General features: G+C 49.2%; 25 protein-coding genes. 17 read left to right on the forward strand and 8 right to left on the reverse strand.

The features are described 5' to 3' along the window. Positions 1-30: 30 nt before the first annotated feature. The 4 genes from yidC to rpmH form a co-directional block, all read right to left on the reverse strand. A complete protein-coding gene (gene yidC / locus BM331_RS06430) occupies positions 31-1,872 on the reverse strand; it encodes a membrane protein insertase YidC (protein WP_074928087.1) in 1,842 nt (613 codons plus the stop codon). Positions 1,873-1,964: 92 nt separating this feature from the next. Beyond that, the gene (yidD, locus tag BM331_RS06435) at positions 1,965-2,174 is read right to left on the reverse strand and encodes a membrane protein insertion efficiency factor YidD (protein ID WP_074928089.1); all 210 of its coding nucleotides are present in this window, start codon (positions 2,172-2,174) and stop codon (positions 1,965-1,967) included. Beyond that, a complete protein-coding gene (rnpA, locus tag BM331_RS06440; protein ID WP_074928091.1) occupies positions 2,171-2,536 on the reverse strand; it encodes a ribonuclease P protein component in 366 nt (121 codons plus the stop codon). Before rnpA ends, yidD begins: the two co-directional genes overlap by 4 nt. 36 nt (positions 2,537-2,572) lie before the next feature. Continuing rightward, positions 2,573-2,707, reverse strand: coding sequence for a 50S ribosomal protein L34 (gene rpmH / locus BM331_RS06445; protein ID WP_074928093.1), 135 nt, complete (start codon positions 2,705-2,707; stop codon positions 2,573-2,575). A gap of 334 nt (positions 2,708-3,041) precedes the next feature. On the opposite strand from rpmH, the gene BM331_RS06450 reads away from it, so the two are divergent. The 8 genes from BM331_RS06450 to zwf all read left to right on the forward strand — a co-directional run bounded on the left by BM331_RS06450 (position 3,042) and on the right by zwf (position 9,224). Beyond that, complete coding sequence (locus tag BM331_RS06450) at positions 3,042-3,506, forward strand: DUF5658 family protein (protein ID WP_074928095.1); 465 nt, start codon at positions 3,042-3,044, stop codon at positions 3,504-3,506. A 31-nt stretch (positions 3,507-3,537) separates the two neighbouring features. After that, entirely contained in the window at positions 3,538-3,729 is a 192-nt protein-coding gene (locus tag BM331_RS06455) for a DUF2905 domain-containing protein (protein ID WP_256214843.1), read from the forward strand. Between the two features lie 79 nt (positions 3,730-3,808). Continuing rightward, positions 3,809-4,621, forward strand: coding sequence for a pyrroline-5-carboxylate reductase (gene proC, locus BM331_RS06460; RefSeq protein WP_074928097.1), 813 nt, complete (start codon positions 3,809-3,811; stop codon positions 4,619-4,621). A gap of 71 nt (positions 4,622-4,692) precedes the next feature. Next, complete coding sequence (locus tag BM331_RS06465) at positions 4,693-5,253, forward strand: YggT family protein (RefSeq protein ID WP_074928099.1); 561 nt, start codon at positions 4,693-4,695, stop codon at positions 5,251-5,253. Continuing rightward, positions 5,253-5,552 (forward strand): DUF167 domain-containing protein, encoded by a 300-nt coding sequence (locus BM331_RS06470; protein ID WP_074928101.1) that lies wholly within the window; start codon positions 5,253-5,255, stop codon positions 5,550-5,552. Before BM331_RS06465 ends, BM331_RS06470 begins: the two co-directional genes overlap by 1 nt. A 118-nt stretch (positions 5,553-5,670) precedes the next feature. Next, the gene (locus BM331_RS06475; protein ID WP_074928195.1) at positions 5,671-6,753 is read left to right on the forward strand and encodes an ADP-ribosylglycohydrolase family protein; all 1,083 of its coding nucleotides are present in this window, start codon (positions 5,671-5,673) and stop codon (positions 6,751-6,753) included. 68 nt (positions 6,754-6,821) lie between these two features. Then, positions 6,822-7,730, forward strand: coding sequence for a phosphogluconate dehydrogenase (NAD(+)-dependent, decarboxylating) (gene gnd / locus BM331_RS06480; RefSeq protein WP_074928103.1), 909 nt, complete (start codon positions 6,822-6,824; stop codon positions 7,728-7,730). Between the two features lie 18 nt (positions 7,731-7,748). Continuing rightward, a complete protein-coding gene (gene zwf / locus BM331_RS06485) occupies positions 7,749-9,224 on the forward strand; it encodes a glucose-6-phosphate dehydrogenase (protein WP_074928198.1) in 1,476 nt (491 codons plus the stop codon). 207 nt (positions 9,225-9,431) lie between these two features. On the opposite strand, the gene BM331_RS06490 is transcribed toward zwf, so the two are convergent. The 3 genes from BM331_RS06490 to BM331_RS06500 all read right to left on the reverse strand — a co-directional run bounded on the left by BM331_RS06490 (position 9,432) and on the right by BM331_RS06500 (position 11,255). Further along, positions 9,432-9,980, reverse strand: a complete 549-nt coding sequence (locus BM331_RS06490; RefSeq protein WP_074928104.1) for a DUF488 domain-containing protein — start codon at positions 9,978-9,980, stop codon at positions 9,432-9,434. A gap of 91 nt (positions 9,981-10,071) precedes the next feature. Beyond that, a complete protein-coding gene (locus BM331_RS06495; RefSeq protein ID WP_074928106.1) occupies positions 10,072-10,536 on the reverse strand; it encodes a tRNA (cytidine(34)-2'-O)-methyltransferase in 465 nt (154 codons plus the stop codon). Positions 10,537-10,589: 53 nt separating this feature from the next. Continuing rightward, positions 10,590-11,255, reverse strand: a complete 666-nt coding sequence (locus BM331_RS06500) for a ComF family protein (protein ID WP_256214839.1) — start codon at positions 11,253-11,255, stop codon at positions 10,590-10,592. 115 nt (positions 11,256-11,370) lie between these two features. On the opposite strand from BM331_RS06500, the gene bioB reads away from it, so the two are divergent. The 5 genes from bioB to bioD are packed head-to-tail and all read left to right on the forward strand — an operon-like array spanning position 11,371 to position 15,889. Further along, positions 11,371-12,387, forward strand: coding sequence for a biotin synthase BioB (gene bioB, locus BM331_RS06505; RefSeq protein WP_074928204.1), 1,017 nt, complete (start codon positions 11,371-11,373; stop codon positions 12,385-12,387). Between the two features lie 5 nt (positions 12,388-12,392). Next, a complete protein-coding gene (gene bioF / locus BM331_RS06510; protein WP_074928108.1) occupies positions 12,393-13,556 on the forward strand; it encodes an 8-amino-7-oxononanoate synthase in 1,164 nt (387 codons plus the stop codon). Then, complete coding sequence (gene bioH, locus BM331_RS06515; protein WP_083414699.1) at positions 13,537-14,316, forward strand: pimeloyl-ACP methyl ester esterase BioH; 780 nt, start codon at positions 13,537-13,539, stop codon at positions 14,314-14,316. Before bioF ends, bioH begins: the two co-directional genes overlap by 20 nt. Next, on the forward strand, positions 14,306-15,202 hold the full coding sequence (gene bioC, locus BM331_RS06520) for a malonyl-ACP O-methyltransferase BioC (RefSeq protein WP_074928110.1): 897 nt from the start codon (positions 14,306-14,308) through the stop codon (positions 15,200-15,202). The genes bioH and bioC overlap by 11 nt, the downstream gene beginning before the upstream one ends. A gap of 3 nt (positions 15,203-15,205) precedes the next feature. After that, a complete protein-coding gene (gene bioD, locus BM331_RS06525) occupies positions 15,206-15,889 on the forward strand; it encodes a dethiobiotin synthase (RefSeq protein WP_074928112.1) in 684 nt (227 codons plus the stop codon). A gap of 19 nt (positions 15,890-15,908) precedes the next feature. Here the strand turns inward: bioD and pip are convergent, their stop codons facing one another. Further along, positions 15,909-16,859 (reverse strand): prolyl aminopeptidase, encoded by a 951-nt coding sequence (gene pip, locus BM331_RS06530; protein ID WP_074928114.1) that lies wholly within the window; start codon positions 16,857-16,859, stop codon positions 15,909-15,911. A 273-nt stretch (positions 16,860-17,132) separates the two neighbouring features. Between pip and BM331_RS06535 the strand changes: the two genes are divergently transcribed. The 4 genes from BM331_RS06535 (at position 17,133) to BM331_RS06550 (ending at position 20,414) form a co-directional block, all read left to right on the forward strand. Continuing rightward, positions 17,133-18,296 carry a patatin-like phospholipase family protein gene (locus BM331_RS06535; RefSeq protein ID WP_074928116.1) on the forward strand — a complete coding sequence of 388 codons (1,164 nt, stop codon included), beginning with the start codon at positions 17,133-17,135 and terminating at the stop codon, positions 18,294-18,296. Between the two features lie 5 nt (positions 18,297-18,301). Next, a complete protein-coding gene (locus BM331_RS06540; protein ID WP_074928209.1) occupies positions 18,302-19,024 on the forward strand; it encodes a TerC family protein in 723 nt (240 codons plus the stop codon). A 111-nt stretch (positions 19,025-19,135) separates the two neighbouring features. Next, the gene (locus tag BM331_RS06545) at positions 19,136-19,561 is read left to right on the forward strand and encodes a universal stress protein (RefSeq protein ID WP_011635149.1); all 426 of its coding nucleotides are present in this window, start codon (positions 19,136-19,138) and stop codon (positions 19,559-19,561) included. An 88-nt stretch (positions 19,562-19,649) separates the two neighbouring features. Then, positions 19,650-20,414 carry a 3',5'-cyclic-nucleotide phosphodiesterase gene (locus tag BM331_RS06550; RefSeq protein ID WP_074928118.1) on the forward strand — a complete coding sequence of 255 codons (765 nt, stop codon included), beginning with the start codon at positions 19,650-19,652 and terminating at the stop codon, positions 20,412-20,414. Positions 20,415-20,421: the final 7 nt, after the last annotated feature.

Here is a 20,421-nt window from a genome sequence, read left to right on the forward strand (position 1 = left end):
GGGATGCAGAGCAGTTAAAGTTATAAATGTTTATTTCTTTCTCGTTCTTTTGTACATTCTTCTCGGATTGTTGACGGGTTTTTTAGGGCTATCAGCCGGGCTGCTGGCAGATGCTTCTGTATTTTCCGAATCGCTAGTCACCTGGTTGCTGATGGGTAGTTCAGGGGCATCTTTACTAGGGGCAGTCCCGTACATTTTTGTAATCTTCCATTGCTGTGCAATCGACAGAATATTGTTAACCAGGGAATAAAGAACAAGACCGGCCGGGAAGAAGAAGAAAATGGCACTGAAGGCAACAGGCATAATTTGCATTATTTTTGCCTGGATTGGATCGGTTGGCGTCGGATTAAGCCTGGTCTGTATAAACATAGAAATACCCAGCAGAACTGGCAGCAGGTATTTGGGATCCGGAGAAGACAAATCAGTGATCCATAGTGCAAAAGGAGCGTAACGCAATTCTACTGCTGCAAGTATTGTCCAGTATAGTGCAATAAAAACCGGGATTTGTACCAGTATGGGAAAACACCCTCCCATCGGGTTGATTTTTTCCGTTTTGTAAAAATCCATCATCGCCTGGTGCATGCGTTGTCGATCACCCTTGTATTGATCCTGAATGCGCTTCAATTTGGGCGTTACTAGGCGCAGTCTTGCCATAGATCGGTAGCCGGCCGCAGATAGCGGAAAGAACAGCAGCTTGACGGTTATGGTCAGAAGGATGATTGCCATTCCCCAGTTTTCTGTCCATGAGTGGTAAAAAGAAAGTAAACGGAACAATGGTTTGGCGATCATGGTCAGCCAACCGTAATCAACGGTGAGCTCCAATCCCGGAGCTAGTTCGGCAAGCCTGTCCTGTTCTTCCGGGCCTGCATAAAGTGGCATGGTGGTTGTGGCAGTTTCGCCTGCGGTGATAACTCCAGCCGGAACAATCACTCCGGCTGTATAGAGATTGTCGCTTTGTCGCTTGGCAAAATATTCGCGTGGTGTTTGTTGTGGTGGCAGCCAGGCAGTCAGGAAATAGTGTTCCAGCATGGCGATCCAGCCATTATTCGCATTGGCCGGATAATCTGTCTTGCCTTTGTCCAGGTCATCAAACGGAATTTTTTGATATTTTTCTTCGTCAGTGTAAACAGCAGCACCCAGGAAACTGCGAATCATCATGGTGTGTGCTGGTGGCGGAATGTCATCACGCAACATCTGGAAATAAGCAAATGGGCGGATTGTGGCATCGCTCTTATTTGCTATCTCGAAGCCGATGTCAATTACGTAGCTGTCACGGTGAAAAGTATAGGTCTTGATAACCTGAACTCCCTGAGTTTCGGGCGCCAGCAGGCGGATGACAACTTTATCCTCGCCGGCAGTTAGTTCGTAGTTGCGTATGCCTGATTCCACCTGATAAACCGTTTTATGGTTAGGCAAACCCTCGCCTACCAGACCGGATTGTGCGACATAGGTACGCGAAGCTTCGCTATGCAATAGAGAATAAGGTATGTTCTCGTCTTCAGAAGAAGGTTGTTGCAGTAGTTCTAGTCGCCGTAAATCGCCTCCCATCGTGTCGATTTCTGCAATTACCTTGTCGGTGACAACACGTATTTGTTCGCCTGAAGGCAGTAGGCGCGGGGTAACCGAATCGGTTGTATCTCCGTTTGAAGGTATCCCCTCCAGATCTGATCCTGTTTGTGATGCGGTGAGTTCACTACCTGGAACAGGAAGGCCATCGTTATTTTTTGACTGTGTGACTCCGGCCGTAGAATTGGCCTGGGCTACAACGGGGGGAGGGGCATTGAACTTTTCCTGTTCTTTTACCCATGCATCCCATAAAAACAGCAGTGATGTCGAAAAAATGATAAGCAGTACGATTTTTTTATTGTCCATTTTTTGAAGCTCGGGGATGCGGAAAAATTTTTTAGTAAAAACGCTTTAAGAATATAATAGATAAGTTGGTTGTTATAGGCGCGTTGGCTATTTTATGGGATAGGATCATGACCACCCGGGTTCCAGGGATGGCAGCGCAATATCCGCCTTGTGCCCAGCCATAATCCTTTTATTAAGCCGTATTTCATCAATGCTTCCCGCATATAATTCGAGCAGGTTGGGTAAAACCTGCAGGAAGGTGGAATCAGGAGACCGATACTGTATTGGTAGAGTTTAATAAGGCCAATGATCAGTTGCTTCATAATTGCCTGGCTGCTTTATGTAACAGCGTTACGGCTTCCTGATAGATACGCGCAGAATCTGACGTTTCCACAGAACGTCGTAGCTGCATGACGCAATCCATACCCTGAACCACTTGTTGATGCTTGCGAAATGCCTCTCTGATCAATCGCTTGATGCGATTTCTTCTGACAGCTTTCCGTTCGATCTTTTTGGCTACGATTAAGCCGATGCGCGCATAACTACCGTTGATCGGCTTCAGCCTTATATGCAATCGCAAAGAAAGGCTTTCGAACACAATCCGATTTCTCAGTGCAGCGCGAAACTCATCAGCTTTTCGCAGTTTGCACTGTTTGGGTAATGAGTAAACATGCTTGGTTGTCAAAAAACAGCTCGGGCAATAAACCCAGATTTGCCCATATTACACACTAAGCCTGACTCGCCCCTTTGCCCGACGTGCACGAATAACAGCTCTGCCACCACGTGTCTTCATGCGAGCACGAAATCCATGAGTGCGTTTTCTACTGATAACGGATGGTTGGTAGGTACGTTTCATTTTATAAAATGCCTATTTTTACTATAAAAATACGAAGAGAAGTCGGCAAATCTCTCAAACTAATGATAAAAACATTGCCGAACCAGTCCTTTCAAGGCCGAATAGTATATCTTAATCTGGTAGGTTTTCGCCACACGTGTTTTTAGTAGAGCACTACGAAAGCAAAATATAAATGGTACAACCCGACTTTTGTCCGCTGTCGGATTACAGATAACAGATTTTAGTAATATTGCGTGACTGGGTTGGCACCTTTACACTTTGTTTTCGTGTAAATGAGGTAAGGTATCGGGTAAATTTCCGGAAGTTGATTGGGTTATAGGTATAAGGACAGATAATGACGACGGATCAATTAATAACAGATCAGCGGTTGTGGGAAAGGCGGGCTGAGATTTCGTTTGTGTGTCCCTATCAGTTGGGAATAAAACCGGGCAGGCGGGTTGCGCAGCGGCGCTCCGATCATGGTGCGGCTTATGTTGATCAATATGGATGGCGTCTTGCGGTCTGTGTTCTTGCTATCGTGTTATTCAGTGCAACAGATGCCTTCTTGACGATGAATATATTGTCTGGAGGTGGTACAGAACTTAACCATTTTATGGCGATCCTGATTGAGGAAGGCGTGCAGAAATTTGTTTTCGCTAAACTGGCGCTTACCTCCCTGGCGGTGATTATGTTGACCATACATCATGAAGTACGGCTTTGTGCCGGAATTCTCTGCCGTCACCTTCTTTATATATTTTTATCGGGTTATGCTTGCTTGATCAGTTATGAATTAATGTTATTGCAGCTTATTGGTAGGTGATTTTTATATGGAACCGATTGTACGATGGCTCATGGTCACCGGGATCGTCTTGCTTGTTATCGGAGCAGTGTTACATCTGGCACCTTGGTTATTTAATTGGTTCGGAAAGCTGCCAGGAGATATCCATATTGAAACCCGGCACAGTAAAGTATTCATACCCATTACTTCCATGCTGATTGTCAGCATCGTTCTGAGTGTAATTATCAATCTGTTCAAGAAATGAGTATTTCTGTAAATCTGCCATCTGCCAGGGTTTGGCTGATCTTATCGGTGCTGTATATTTAGATAAATCAGGGTTATTCATGAATATTACCTTTATTGGTGGGGGAAATATGGCTGGCGCCATGATCGGTGGCCTGATCCGGCATGGACATGCACCTTCACAGATCAGTGTTGTAGAGATTGATGCGCAGCAGCAACAACGACTTGCCGAGAAATATGGCATTACAGTAACTACATTGATAACTGATGGAATTCGGGACAGCGAGATCGTTGTTCTGGCTGTAAAGCCACAACAATTACATGCCGCAGTAAGCGAAGCAGCACAATTTTTTCAAGGTAAGCTTGTTATTTCAATTGCAGCAGGTGTCCGTGCAGATGATCTGAGCCAATGGCTGAACTGGCATGAGTTTATTATTCGTGCCATGCCTAACACACCCGCTTTAATCGGAAAGGGGGTAACAGGCTTATACGCTCTGCCTCGTGTTGATGTCCGGCAGAAGGAGCAGGCAACGAGGATTCTGGAGGGAATCGGAACTATTGTCTGGGTAGATGAAGAAGCTCAGTTGGATGCTGTGACAGCTTTGTCAGGATGTGGCCCGGCATATGTCTTCTATTTTCTGGAGGCGATGCAGCAGGCTGGGGCAGAGCTGGGCTTGACAGCTGATACCGCGAAACAGCTGGCAATGCAAACATTCCTGGGGGCGGCATACCTTGCTGTACAAAGTGATGACACGCTTGCAACCCTGAGAACACGTGTAACTTCGAAGGGGGGGGCGACTGAACAAGCGTTACTCAGTATGGAACAGTCCGATATCAGGGGTGCGTTTATTCGCGCCATGCATATTGCCAATGATCGTTCCCGGGAAATGGGTGAAATATTTAGACGCACGTAATACTCGAGGTGCTCTTCAGTCTGTATCCGGATAACGGGGCAGAAACAATCATAACTTTCAACGGAAAAACTATGCCCAATCAAATAATAATATTTTTGCTGGACACTGTTCTTGGTTTGTTTTCTCTGGCGTTATTACTGCGGTTTTATGTGCAGTGGTCACGTATTCCTTATTATCATCCGGTTTCAAGATTTCTGGTCACCGTGACAGATTTTATTGTACGACCGGCACGCCGAGTGATTCCCAGCTGGCGGGGGCTTGATCTCTCCACCTTTGTATTGGCCTGGTTAGCCCAATTTATTATTTTGATCAGTATCAATCTGTTGGCAGGCTCTGGCGCGAGTATCAGCATATTTGTATTTATCTTACTGGCATTCGTCAAGCTGGCCAGCATGACGCTTAATATTCTGTTTGTTATGATCATTGTGCAGGCTCTATTGTCCTGGATTAATCCGCACAGCCCACTGGCACCTGTGCTGGAAAGTTTTACCGGGCCTATTCTGGAACCGTTGCGCCGGTTTATTCCTCCCATAGCCAATTTTGATCTTTCTCCATTATTTGCCTTGATTCTGCTGCAGGTGCTGATGATGGTTGTGGAGAACTTGCAGCGTCAGATTGTGCACGTGTTTTGATGGGCTGGTATTACCTTGATCGCGATCACAATCTGATACTAAAACTTTATATCCAGCCGGGTGCCAGGCAGACTGAAGCAATTGGTGTGCATGGCGAGGAGCTAAAAATAAAACTGGCAGCTCCCCCGGTAGACGGCAAAGCTAATTGTGCTTTAGCAGAATTTTTGGCAAAACGCTTCAATGTTCCCTTGAAACGCATCACCCTGAAACGGGGTGCGCAATCCCGGCATAAAACTGTTGAGATCTACCAGCCGATTAATGGCCCCGAAGTATTGCTTAGCGAAATAAGAACTAAATAATCCGTAGTTGCAACCCAATGTTTGTTTTGTCAGGCGTAATATAGTGTTTTCGAGTATGTCTGATCTGAGTTTTGGGTTTGTAGAATTTATTTCTTCAGGGTATGCAGCGGGAGGTTTTATGTCAGATAAAAATATGCAGGATCGTGCTGCCGGAGCCATTATGGGTGCATTCATCGGGGATGCACTGGGGTTAGGGCCACATTGGTATTATGATCTCACCGAGCTTCGCCATGATTATGGTGACTGGATTACAGACTATACTGATCCTAAACCAGCCCGCTACCATGCCGGTTTAAAGGCAGGACAATTATCGCAGGCAGGTTTCATCCTGAAGCTGATGGTTCAGTCACTGGTTGAGCGGGGAGGTTACGAGACGGAAGACTTCTGCCGCCGTATGGATGAAATACTTTTTCCACTGCTTGACGGTACACCTGTCAATGGTCCGGGCAGTTACACCAGCCAGTCAATCCGTGAAACCTGGCGGCGGCGCGTACAACAAAAGCTGCGTTGGGGGCAGACCGGCGGTCATGCTGATACCACTGAGGCAGCAGAGCGTACACTGGCCATTGCTGTTCGTTATGCGTGCCGCCCAGACAAACTCGCAGCAGCTATCACGGACAATACGATACTGACCCAGTCTGATGAGATGGTAGTGGCGATGACTGTAGCTTACGGTGCTGTGCTGGGGTTGCTGATTCAGGGGCATGTGCTGGATACCGACTTATCTGGAAAACTTATGAATCTCGTGAAGAGTGGTGCGTTGCCATTTCACGCCGTGACAGGTGACAATCTGCAACCGCCACGCCCCGGTGATCCGGATCCACCACGTGCCGGGCATTTTGCTTCTCCAGATGCATTACTTACGCCTTCTTATATGGCTGCGGCGGCAGTGGATCCTGATATCCGGATTGAACCAGCCTGGAAGGTATCCGTTGTGTACGGCATGCCCTGTGCAATTTATCACTTACTACCTGCTGCTTATTATCTGGCTGCTCGGTTTCATGATGATTTTGAATCGGCTGTTTTACATGCAATTAATGGTGGTGGGCAGAATTTGTCGCGGGCCATATTGACTGGAGCACTCGTCGGCGCGCAAACCGGCTTATCCGGTATCCCGCAACGTTTGCTGGATGGGCTCGACGATTCAGCAACACTTGGTAAATTAGCAACGGAACTGGCAGCCATGGCGAATTCAGCCTGAGACTGGTGTTCTTGATCCTGTATCTGATTGATCAGTATTCCTGATTGTGTCTGCTTAAAGGAGAAAAAATGGAATTCGGTATGGTGGGTTTAGGACGAATGGGCAGCAACATGGCACGCCGTCTCGCTCGGAAGGGAAAAAAAATTGCGATAACGAATCGCAGCTTTAATGTAACCGAGGCATTGGCTAGGGAAACGGGACACACAGCGTGCAAAAGTTATACTGACCTCGTCGCTTCACTTGAAAAACCCCGCATCATCTGGCTAATGCTGCCAGCGGGTGAAGTAACTGAAACAGCACTTTCTACATTATTGCCGTTGTTGTCACCGGGTGATCTGATCGTGGATGGTGCCAATGCGCATTATCAGGACGATGCACCTCGTGCGGCGCGCTGCGCAGAGCAGGGTGTTGAATTTGCCGATGCCGGAGTTTCCGGGGGAATATGGGGGTTGGAAAACGGCTACTGCATCATGTTTGGCGGATCAAATGCTGCTGCAGCGCGCCTGAAACTCTATATGGAAGCATTGGCACCAACCCCGGAGACTGGATGGCTGCATACCGGGCCGGTTGGATCGGGGCATTACGTGAAAATGGTACATAACGGAATTGAATACGGCATGATGCAGGCCTTTGCCGAAGGATTTGCGCTGATGAAAGACAAGCCTGGGTTTGATCTTGACCTTGCTGCAATTGCCGAATTGTGGCGACATGGCAGTGTGGTGCGTTCATGGCTGCTTGATTTATCGGCCGACTTTCTGATGGAAGATCAAGCGCTTGATGATATTGCTCCTTTCGTAGCGGATTCCGGTGAAGGACGCTGGACGGCACTTGCTTCCCTGGAGCAGGGAATTCCTGCTCCTGTGATTACCCTTGCACTGATGATGCGTTTTGCCTCGCAGGGAAAAAATGATTATGCCGCTAAAATGCTTGCGAAAATGCGTCATGGCTTTGGTGGCCATGCTATCAAGAAGGATTGAATGATGGATGGTGTGAACATGAGCCAATCTGAAAACCTGCCTTGTTCGTTTGTCATTTTTGGTGCGACAGGTGATCTCGCCACGCACAAGCTGTTGCCGGCACTATTTGACCTGGAAAATGCTGGTCGCCTCGCAGATAACCTTTCTCTCATTGCTTTCTCGCGCCGTGACTGGACGACTGACGATTGGCTTGGGCACACGCGCGCAATATTGCAAGACAAGGTTAGCCAACCATCCCATCAAATGGTGCTAGACCGGTTTCTCGCACGCTTCCATTATTTGCGGGGGGATCTCAATGATGCGGAGTCCTATCGTACACTGGCTGCTGATCTGGCACCTGGATCGACCTGCTCTCGCACGGTGTTTTATCTGGCTATCCGGCCGGCTGATTTTGTTGCGGTGATCAAGAATCTTAAGGAAATTGGTTTGAACGAGCCGCGTGGCATGAACCGGGTTGTCATTGAAAAACCATTTGGTGAGGATCTTGAATCAGCACAAGTACTGAATCGCGTGTTGCATCAGCATTTTGATGAAGAGCAGATTTATCGTATTGATCATTTCCTGGGTAAGGAAACAGTACAGAACCTGCTCGTTTTTCGGTTTGCCAATACACTGATCGAGCCACTATGGAATCGCAATTTTATTGATCATGTACAAATTACGGTGGCTGAATCAATCGGCATTGAAAAACGAGCTGGCTATTATGATCGTGCTGGTGCATTGCGCGACATGTTGCAAAACCACTTGATGCAATTGCTGACTGTGGTAGCAATGGAGCCTCCACCTGCACTCGAAGCTGATGCGCTGCGCGATGAAAAGGTTAAGGTGTTGCGTTCTATTCGCCCAATCGCCAAGCGTGCGGTGCATGCGCATGCTGTGCGCGCACAATATACGCATGGCAATATCAGTGGACAGACGGTGGCAAGCTATCAGCAGGAAGAAAACGTTGAACCGGATTCAATTACTGAAACTTTTGTCGCAGCCAAGTTCTATATTGATAACTGGCGCTGGCGTGGTGTCCCATTTTATCTTCGAACGGGAAAACGTATGCCCAAACAGAATTCGATGATCGCGATTCGCTTCAGACATCCTCCACAACAACTTTTTCGTGAAACACCGCTGGAATCGATTACTCCTAATTGGGTGCTGCTGTCGATTCAACCGGAAGAATCAATGCGGATGGAAATTCATGTCAAGCAACCTGGCCTTGATATGAATACCCGGGTGATGCAGATGAATGCAAGTTTCCTTAGAACAGACGAGCAGACACTTGATGCTTATGAAGCGTTGCTGCTGGATGTTATTGAAGGTGACCGTTCATTGTTCATCCGCTTTGACGAGGCCGAATGGGCGTGGCGAGTCATTGATCCGATCCTGAAGTTCTGGACAGTCGAGCGCGAATATATTCCAACCTATCCTGCGGGTAGCTGGGGCCCGGCTGAAGCCAATCGTCTGTTTGACAGCGACGACCAGATCTGGCGAAATGAACTTTAGGTTTACAATTTTTCCCGAAACTGCGTGTATGGATAAAGATGTCCTGCTGAAGCTGATCCTCTGCTGTTGTTTGAGCTGGCGAGCGAACTTGCTGAAAGATGCAGCGCTAGAGCATTTTTGTTTCAGGTGTTTACACCTTGTTTTTGAGGAAATCTCCCGCCCTGTTTGTAGAAGCGGAGATCTGTTTATATTTGCACCAAAACCGCTTTAGCTGACTGGAGCGTTTTGTGACGGATAGGTAATGGTGCAGGAAGATTGAATCTGTGCCCCTTCGGTTAAATGTGCAGCCTCTGCCCGGCTGTGCCCCATCAGATGAAAAACAGTTTCGCTGCGTGCCAGCAAATAATCAGAAACGATACGCCGATGACAACGCCACCAGACAGCCTCGGCACACATCATTACACAACGGCGTGTACGTCCCAGCTCAATCAGCTTGTTCAAACCTTCCTGGAAAGTATCCGAGAGCGCGTAATCGGCATAATTGTGAAAACTCTGGTTCTCCCAGAAGCCGTTTACATCTGGCAGTACAGTCTTGGATTTACCGCGCAATCCTCCCAGTTGCGTGATGTATTCATAGTCGATCCCAAATGCTGCCAGCCTGCCGGGTAATGTATCCTGGTTGTATTGCGGATTGGTTCGTGACCGTGGAACGGTGCGTATATCTGCAACCAGTTCTACTTGTACCGTACGCAGCAAATTAACGAACTCTTCCAATGTACGGGTTGAATGCCCGATGGTGTAAAAGGGGAGATTCATTTTCCTGTCCTGTTTGTACTGCTTCGCAGTAAGGAGACATTCCCATAGTGCCTGATATGAGGAAGGTGAACAACCTGATGAATATTACACTCTAGACACCACCATCAAAACCAGTTTTTCGCCAGGCTTCGTAAATAATAACCGCTGCTGAGTTGGAGAGATTCAGACTGCGGGAGGAAGGAACCATGGGAATACGGATACGGCGATCCTGAGAGAAATCTTCCAGTACTTCAACAGGCAATCCACGAGTTTCAGAGCCAAACAAAAAGACATCATCCGCTACATAATCCACTTTATCGTAGTGCTTTGTTGCCTTGGTGGTGACAGCAAAAATTCGGCATCCATCCATGAGGCTCAGGCAGGATGCCAGATCTTCATGCACGGTGAGGCGTGCCCATTCGTGATAATCCAGCCCGGCACGCTTCAGTTGCCGGTCACTCAAGTTGAATCCCAGTGGTTTGATCAGGTGCAGTTGTGCGCCGGTGTTGGCACAGAGGCGGATGATATTGCCGGTATTTGGCGGGATTTCCGGCTGATGGAGGATTACCTGCAGCATGTTGATCAGTTTGTCAGGTTAAATGATTGTCGGCCCGTATTATTTTCAGATGATTAACTCGGAAATGCCCGGGCGACAACCCAGGCGCGAACACTGCCTGCCCCTTGGCGAAGGATAACTTTGGCCAGTTCATTCAGGGTGGCGCCGCTGGTCATGACATCATCCACGATAGCGACCTGTTTTCCAGCAAAATTCTGCGTACAGATAAAAGCATTACGAATATTCTGTTTCCGTTTTTTCCATGGAATCTCAGTCTGTGAAGGAGTGCTGCGTATGCGTACACAGGCAGCAGGCAGTAATTTACATCCTGTTTTTCTACATAGATAGCGACTGATTTCGTGTGCCTGATTGAATCCTCTATCCCGCAGCCTGTCCGGATGAAGTGGTACCGGAATGACATAGTCAGGTAAAGAATCTTCCTGGAGTTCTGTCAGCAGCAAATCCGCCAGTATTGGTGCCAGCGGCAGATCGGAGCGGTATTTCAGTGCCTGTATCAGTGCATCAACCGGATAAGTGTAACGCAAGGCTGCTCTGATCTGGTTCCAGGCGGGCGGCTTGCGCAGACAAGTGCCACAAATCTGTGAGGAGGGTACTGGTAGCAGGCAAGAAGGGCAATGTGCTTGCGATAGTCTGGGAAGATCATGCAGGCAGGCTGCACAGATATCTCGATGATCAGATGCTTGACATAACACGCAATGCTTGTGCTGGAATAATTGCACAAAATTTAATCGCCTGTTCAAAATTTCAGAAGAAAAAATTGACAACTTAAAAGGTATCCGTGATGATCGCCTGCTATTCATTATAACTTGGAGCAGGCTACCGCCGAAAATGATCATGGAATCCCAAACTGGTTTAATTTCTGAAGAACAGAGCGGATGCACACATTCCAGCCTTGATTCGGCAGCACAGCAGGAATCATCGTCACGCTGGTTAGTGGCAGATATCGAATCACTGTTGAGTTTGCCGTTTAATGATCTTATTTTTCAGGCGCAAACGGTGCACCGCCAATATCACGATGCTAATGGTGTGCAATTGTCCACGCTACTGTCAGTAAAAACTGGTGGATGTTCTGAAGACTGCGCCTATTGCCCACAGGCGGCTCGTTATCATACCGGGGTGGAAAATCAAGCAATTTTGTCGCGTGAGGAAGTGGTAATGGCTGCCACCAAAGCCAAGGAAAGTGGTGCAACGCGCTTCTGCATGGGAGCCGCCTGGCGGGGACCCAAACAACGTGATATTGAACACATGACCGAGCTCATCAGTGCGGTTAAGGATTTAGGGCTGGAAACCTGTGCCACATTGGGTATCCTGAAACCCGGGCAGGCCGTTCAACTCAAGCAGGCCGGGTTGGATTACTACAATCACAATCTTGACACTTCTCCTGAGTTTTATGGCGAGGTCATTACCACACGTGAATATCAGAATCGTCTGGATACATTGGACGAAGTGCGCGGTGCCAATATCAATGTTTGCTGTGGCGGCATCGTTGGCATGGGGGAATCGCGTACAGCGCGAGCCGGCCTGATTGCACAACTGGCCAACCTTGATCCTTATCCTGAATCAGTACCGATCAATTACCTGGTGCAGGTCGAAGGCACACCTTTGTACGGTACACCCGAGCTCGACCCGTTTGAATTTGTCCGCTCTATCGCAGCAGCCCGTATCACCATGCCTAAGGCAAAGGTCAGACTTTCTGCTGGCCGCCGGCAGATGTCGGAAGCTATCCAGGCACTGTGTTTTCTGGCCGGTGCTAACTCTATCTTTTATGGTGACAAACTGCTCACGACCGGCAATCCGGATACGGAACAGGACGCGGCTTTGCTCGAAAAACTGGGATTGCACGCACTTTAACCACCATGCTGCCGGATTTAGCTGAAGCGCTGCAACAGCGCAGGCAGGAAGGGTTGTATCGTTTTCGCCCAGTGCTAGAAGGGCCACAATCCCCGCATGTGGCCATTGATGGCCGGGATTTTCTGGCTTTTTGCAGTAATGATTATCTGGGATTGGCCAATCATCCAGCCCTGATCGAAGCAGTGGCAGAAGGTGCGCGACGTTACGGTGTGGGTTCGGGCGCTTCTCATCTGATCAGCGGTCATTCTCGCGCACATCATGAGCTGGAAGAGGCACTGGCGGAGTTCGTTGGCCTTCCGCGTGCCCTGCTGTTTTCCACTGGCTACATGGCCAATATGGCGGTGGTGACTGCGCTCGTGGGGCGGGAGGATGCGATTTTTGCAGATCGTCTCAATCATGCTTCACTCAATGACGCAGCTTTGCTGTCGCGTGCCCGCTTCATTCGTTATCCCCATCTTGATCTTGCTACCCTGGAGAAGCAGCTGAAAACGACACAGGCCCGGCGGCGGCTGATCATCACCGATGCAGTGTTCAGCATGGATGGTGACAGAGCATCGGTTGCTGAGCTGCTTGCGTTGTGTCAGCGCTTTGGTGCCTGGTTGTTGCTGGATGATGCGCACGGATTTGGTGTGCTGGGCGAACAGGGTAAAGGCAGCTTGTATAATCTGCAGGAGGTGGAGCGAAATATACCGCATCTAATTTATATGGCAACGCTGGGCAAAGCAGCAGGAGTATCCGGCGCGTTTGTAGCAGCGCAAGCACCAATGATTGAAACACTCATTCAATATAGCCGTACCTATGGCTATACCACAGCGGCTGCTCCGCTGCTGGCACATACCTTGCTGACCAGTTTGCAATTAATCAGTCAGGATATCTGGCGACGGAAACGGCTTGTTCAATTGATAGAACAGTTGCGACAAAAGCTGCAATCTCTTCCCTGGCAACTATTACTATCGGATACACCGATACAGCCATTGCTGGTGGGCGAAAGCCGGGAGGCCGTTCGGCTGGATCAGGCATTGCGTGAGCGTGGTATCTGGGTGCCGGCTATTCGCCCCCCGACAGTACCACAAGGCATGGCACGGTTGCGCATCAGTTTGTCTGCAGCTCATACTGGGAAAGATGTCGATCAACTGAGTGCAGTCTTGCATGATCTGGTCGGGTGCTGATATGACCCGGTTGCATATTGAGACGAGCGGAAACGGGCCTGATCTGGTGCTGTTGCATGGCTGGGCCATGCATAGTGGTGTATGGGAATGTGTGGCAGAGACGCTGTCCCGGCGCTTCCGTCTACACTGTATTGATTTGCCGGGGCACGGTGCCAGCCGTGATTGTGCACTGGATTCGCTGGAGCAGATGACCGAAGTGATCGCAGATCATTTGCCTGATAACAGCATTGTGTGCGGCTGGTCGCTCGGCGGACAGGTGGCGATCAGGCTGGCGTTACAGATGCCGGAACGGGTGCAACAATTAGTGCTGGTTGCCAGTACCCCTTGTTTCGTCAAACGTGCCGACTGGCCGTGGGGGATGGAACCATTAACCCTGACCCTGTTTATGGAAAATCTGGCGCGTGACTATGTGCAAACCCTCAATCGTTTTTTGACGCTGCAAGTCAGCGGCAGCGAGGATCAGGTCCGGGTACTGGCGCGGCTGCGCAAAAGTGTGTTGAATGGTTTGTCACCGGGATCTGCAACGTTGCAGGCAGGATTGAGGATTCTGCAAACCAGTGATCTGCGGGCTGAATTGGATCAAATCAGGCAGCCTGTGCTGCTGATTCATGGCCAGAATGATGTTATCGCGCCTGTCGGTGCTGCTGAATGGATACAGCAACATTTGCCCCAGGCGCAATTGAAGCTGTTTCCTCATTGCGGCCATGCGCCGTTTCTTTCTTTTCCTGAGCAATTCGTGGGTTGTTTTGATGCTTTATGATCATGTACTTGACAAGCGCATGCTGCGCCGGTCGTTTGAACAGGCGGCGGCCAGTTATGACCAGTCTGCCGTGCTGCAGCGGGAAATATGCGACCGTATGCTGTCACGTCTGGAATATATCAAATATGTTCCAGGTAAAATTATCGATGCAGGCAGCGGAACTGGTTACGGTACGCGCAAGTTGATCGAACGCTATCCTGCGGCAGAAATCATGTCGATGGATATTGCGCTGACGATGCATGATCGTGCGCGTGCAGCCATGCTGGAGAAAATACCTGGTTGGCAGCGTTGGTTGCCATTCAAGCATCATCAACCCAGAGGCTATATCTGTGCAGACATAGAACAGTTGCCCCTGCGTGGAGCCAGCGTTGGCATGATCTGGTCCAACCTTGCCATCCAGTGGTGTAATGATCTCAGGCAGACATTTGCAGAAGCGCATCGCGTGCTGGAGGATGGTGGCCTGTTGATGTTCAGCACGTTTGGGCCGGATACACTGAAGGAATTGCGGCAGGCTTTCAAGTCAGTGGATCCATTTAGCCATGTCAATCGTTTTACGGATATGCATGATGTGGGTGATATGCTGGTGGGTTGTGGCTTTTCGTTGCCGGTGATGGATATGGAATACATTACACTGACCTACGATGATGTCAGAAGTGCTATGCAGGATCTCAAGGCAATTGGTGCCCGCAATGTGACACAAGGGCGCAGGCGCGGCCTGATGGGCAAGACGACATGGCAGCAAGTGATCAATCAATATGAAACCTTGCGCAAGGATGGCAGGCTGCCAGCAACCTATGAAGTGGTTTATGGTCACGCCTGGAAACCGGAGATGCATAAAGTTCAGCTAAAGCCGGAGACGCGGCGCAAGCTGGGGTTGGATCCGTAATTAATGGCAACAGGATTTTTTGTAACCGGTACGGATACCGGTATTGGTAAAACCACGGTGAGTTGTGCGCTGTTGCATGCGTTTTCAACGAATGGCTATACCGTTGTCGGAATGAAGCCAGTGGTGTCAGGTCGTGAAGATGGGCTATGGCAGGATGTGGAAAATCTGCAGGCAGCTAGCACGGTCAGTATGCCACATGAGCTGATTAATCCTTATGCTTTTATCGAGCCGATAGCACCGCATATCGCTGCACAGCAGGCGAATGTCCGTATCGATCTGGAAGTAATCCGGCAGGCTTGCGAGAAGCTGCAAACAGCAGCAGAGATAACGATTGTCGAGGGTGTCGGTGGTTTCATGGTGCCACTGTCGCTATCAGGTTTGCCAGGTGATCGATACGATACACATGATCTGGCCAGTGTGCTAGATCTACCGGTAATCCTGGTTGTGGGAATGCAGCTAGGTTGCCTTAACCATGCATTACTGACAGCTCGCGCAGTTGAATCAGCTGGTTTGAAATTGGCCGGTTGGGTAGCAAACAGAATTGATCCGGATATGTTGCAGCCGGGAGCAAACCTGCAGACACTGGTTGAATGGCTGGATTGCCCATTACTAGGTATCTTGCCGTATCAAGCGCTACCTGACGCGCAGCAACTTGCGCAGTATCTTGATCTTTCCAGATTACGGTAATCGGGTGATCCCGGTTTGACTACAGAATTTGCCTGAACTTTTCAGTAGCCTTGATGAGTTCAGCCTGAATTCCCAGTTCCCAGGCGGAATGGCCGGCGTCATTGACGACGATATACTCAGCCTGTGGCCAGGCGAGGTGCAGATCGTATGCGCTGACAATCGGACAAACCGCATCATAACGCCCTTGAACAATGACACCAGGCAAGTGACGAATCTTGTGCACGTTGTCCAACAGGCTATTTTCCGGCAGGAAAACATTATTCTTGAAATAGTGTGCTTCAATCTTTGCCAACCCCAGCGCAACAGTATTACTGGAGAAATAATTAACTATCTCCGGGTTGGGTAACAGGGTTGAACAGCTTCCTTCATAGCGGCTCCATGCTTTTGCAGCTGGCAGATGGACATCAGGATCGGGATGAGTCAGTAGACGATAGTAGGAAGTGAGAATGTCGCGCTGTTCGTCTGCCGAGAGGCGGGATGCAAATTCGCGCCAGACTTCCGGAAAAATATTTTGCAATCCATACAAGAACCAGTTGATTTCACTGGGGCGACAAAGAAAAATACCACGTAGTACAAATCCCAGGCAGCGTTCAGGATGCGCCTCACCGTAGGCAAGTGCCAATGTGCTGCCCCAAGATCCGCCAAAGATCAGCCATTGTTTAATACCAAGATGGTGCCGCAGCTTTTCGATGTCCTGGATGAGCAGATGAGTGGTATTGTCCTTTATTTCGCCCAGAGGAGTGGAACGTCCGGCACCACGCTGGTCGAAAATAACAATCCGGTAATGTGCCGGATCAAAAAAGCGGCGATGACCGGGCGTGGCACCAGCACCGGGCCCTCCATGGAGGAACAGAACAGGAGTACCTTCCGGGTTACCTGATTGTTCCCAGTACATGGTGTGAATGCCATCCAGTGGCAATGTGCCGTGATCATAAGGTTCAATGGGGGGGAAAAGCTCAGTGTGTGCCATAGTGAGTGATGTGTCAGTTTGTTTTTAGGGAAAATGCTGATTGTGTCTGTGCTAGGGTATTTTAGCACTTTGCCTTGTTGGGGCTGTAACCTGTGATTCGGCCAGGATGTTGTTAACCGGTTTTTGCTGACCAGGATGCATGAGAATATCTCACTGATGTGAGAGTTACTGTATAGTCGCGCGAGTGTGGGCATGGTAATGAAAGGTAAGCAGGAACGAGAATAATGATGTTGGCAGGAATCAGAGTAAAGAATGTCCTAAAGTGAGTTGTTCGTGAGTGAAATACCCCGAAATGATTCACAGCAGCCAAGGTTGGGCCTGGTTCTGACCGGCGGCGGTGCGCGGGCGGCTTATCAGGTAGGCGCATTACGAGCCATTGCCGAAATGCTGCCATCGCATGCACGCAGCCCTTTTCCGGTGATTTGTGGTACTTCAGCTGGGGCGATCAACGCTGCGGGCCTTGCCATGGCGGCAACCCATTTTTCAACGGGAATCAGGCGGTTGGAGGCTGTCTGGGGCAATCTTCATACTGGCCAGATTTATCGCTCTGATCTGATCGGCGTGTTACATACGATGTTGCGTTATTTTGGCTCGATCGTATCGAGCAGAATGGCGGGGAAACCGGTTTCACTGCTGGACAACACTCCGCTCAGACAATTGCTGGCCTGTCATTTGCCCTTCAGAGGCATACGCAGGAGTATTCACGCCGGGGCGCTGCATGCGCTCGGCATAACAGCCTGGGGTTATGCTTCCGAGCAATCGGTCACTTTTTATCAGGCTAATCCCAGCATCATTCCCTGGAAGCGTGCACAACGTATCGGTGTTCCATCACGTATCGGTATCCAGCACCTGGTGGCGTCTGCTTCGATTCCATTGATTTTTCCGGCAATCCGGGTTAATCGCGAATATTTTGGTGATGGTTCCATGCGGCAGTTTGCGCCGCTGAGCCCGGCATTGCATCTGGGGGCAGATCGCTTGCTGGTGATTGGTGTCAATGAAAAGAAAGAGGCCGATTGCGAACGTATCAAGGTGACTGGCTATCCGCCACCAGCGCAGATTGCCGGACATGTGATGAACAGCATTTTTGTTGATGGCCTGGATACCGATCTTGAGCGCTTGCGGCGTATTAACCAGACGCTGAGCCTGATTCCAGAAACACAAACAGGAAATATGCCTTTGTTGCGGACGATAGACTGCATGGTAATTACGCCAAGTGAAAGAATTGATGAACTGGCACAGGCGTATGCCAGCAGTTTACCGCGTACAATCCGTTATTTTTTTCATGCTGCCGGCGCGATGGGACCCAAAGGCTCAGCCATGCTCAGCTATGTATTGTTTGAGGCACCTTTCTGCCAGGCACTGATTGATCTGGGTTATCAGGACACGCTGCGGCAGCGGGATGAAGTGCTTGCATTTATTTTCGGACAACAGGAGTAAAAATGATGGGAATGGCCGATCCCCAATTCTGGGTTGCCGTTTTTCAGATTATCGCTATTGATATTGCACTGGGCGCTGACAACGCCGTGGTCATTGCACTGGCCTGTCGGAATTTGCCTGAGAACAAGCGTAATCAGGGAGTATTCTGGGGGATGGTGGGGGCGATCGGGATACGTGTCCTGCTGGTTTTTTTCGCTCTCCAGTTATTGGCGCTACCTTATCTAAAAATAATTGGTGCTTTTTTGCTGCTGTGGATCAGCGTTAAACTGTTGTTACCGGAACCGGCCACCCGCGAAAGCGGATCGATTGTGAAGGGAGGGGCGGCCACCCTGCCCAGTGTGATCAAAACAATCATTGTTGCTGATACAGTAATGAGTCTGGACAATGTTATGGGTATAGCCGGCGCGGCCAGGGACAGTCTCGCTCTGGTGATATTTGGCTTGTTGTTCAGCGTGCCGATTATCGTCTGGGGCAGTAAACTGGTGATGAAATGGATTGAGCGTTTTCCCGTTATCGTTGTTGTTGGTGCCGGTCTGCTCGGCTGGATTGCCGGTGGATTGCTGACGACTGATACGATTAGCCAGGAGTGGGTGGATACACAGGCTGCTTATCTGCATTGGCTTGCTCCGGTAAGCTGTTCCCTGTTGGTGATCGGTATTGGAAAGTGGCTGGCAGCCCGGATACATAAAAGTATGGGTGTTTCAGTCGATTTGCTGGGGAAAGATTGAATCCAGGTAATCAGGCTGCATATGTTGCAGAACGATCAAGCAGTAAATTTTCAGTATCAGCTGATTATCCAAGTGTTGTTTGTGATGAGTTACACGTGAAAAGGGGGTCTTATGCTAAAAATGTTACTGCCAGTAGATGGTTCCGAGGCTTCCGAACGGGCAGTTGAGGAATTTGTAAAACGACTCGACTGGTACCGTGAAAAACCGGAGATTCATTTATTGAATGTGCGAATTCCACTGACTGGTAATGTTTCCATGTTTGTCAGCAAGGAAGAGATTGGGGATTATTACCGGGAGGAAGGGCTTAAAGGCCTGAAGCAGGCTCGTGACTACCTGGAAGAAAGAGGAATCGCTTACCGGCACCATATTGTTGTGGGTGAGGTGGAGACCATGATCCTGCAATTTGCTGAAGAAATAAAATGTGACCAGATCGTTATTGGTCCGCGCGGGCTGGGCGCTGTCAAGGGCTTGCTGCTTGGCTCTGTTGCCAGCAAGCTAATCCAGCTTTCAACTGTTCCGGTATTATTACTTAAATAATAGCGGAAATCAGCCGTAATCCTCCATTTGTTGCAGTAAATGATTTGCTGCAATTTTCCGTTAAATCCGGAATGGAGGATTGGTAGTCTTGAGATTAAAAGTATTGGGTTGTGGCGGTGGAATAGGGAGTGATTCCCATACTACCGCGATGTTGCTGGATGAAGATATTCTGATCGATGCTGGTACCGGAGTTGGCACGCTTGCTCTGGATGACCTGTTGAGAATTGATCATATATTCGTTACGCACGCCCACCTGGATCACATTGCTTTCATTCCTTTCCTGGTAGATACAGCTGGCAGTCTGCGCGACCGACCGCTGGTTGTGCATGCTCTGCCATCCACGCTGGCGTGTCTGCAGGCACATATTTTCAACTGGCATATCTGGCCGGATTTTTCCTGTATTCCCGATGCAGCTCACCCTTATATGCGCTATGAGCCAATTACTGTAGATGAAGCTGTGGTGCTGGGTTCACGTAGGATCACGCCTTTACCGGCGTGTCATATCGTTCCAGCAGTAGGTTTTCAGCTTGATTCCGGGCAATCCAGCCTGGTATTCACCGGTGATACTGCTGCTGATGATACGTTATGGGAAGCTATTAACCAGATTTCAAACCTGCGCTATCTGATTATCGAATCTGCTTTCAGTGATGCTGGTCAGGATATCGCAGCACGCTCCGGACATTTTCATCCGACCATGCTGGTAAATGAACTGAATAAACTGCAACATGATGCCGAAATATATATTACTCACCTGCGGCAGGGAGAAGCGGAAGTCACCATGCGCGAAATTCTTGCTGGCGTTACGCGTTTCAGCCCCCGCAGGTTGATGAGTAATCAGATATTTGAATTTTAGGATAGCG

The organism is Nitrosomonas eutropha, from assembly GCF_900116685.1.
GTDB classification, from domain to species: Bacteria; Pseudomonadota; Gammaproteobacteria; order Burkholderiales; family Nitrosomonadaceae; genus Nitrosomonas; species Nitrosomonas eutropha_A.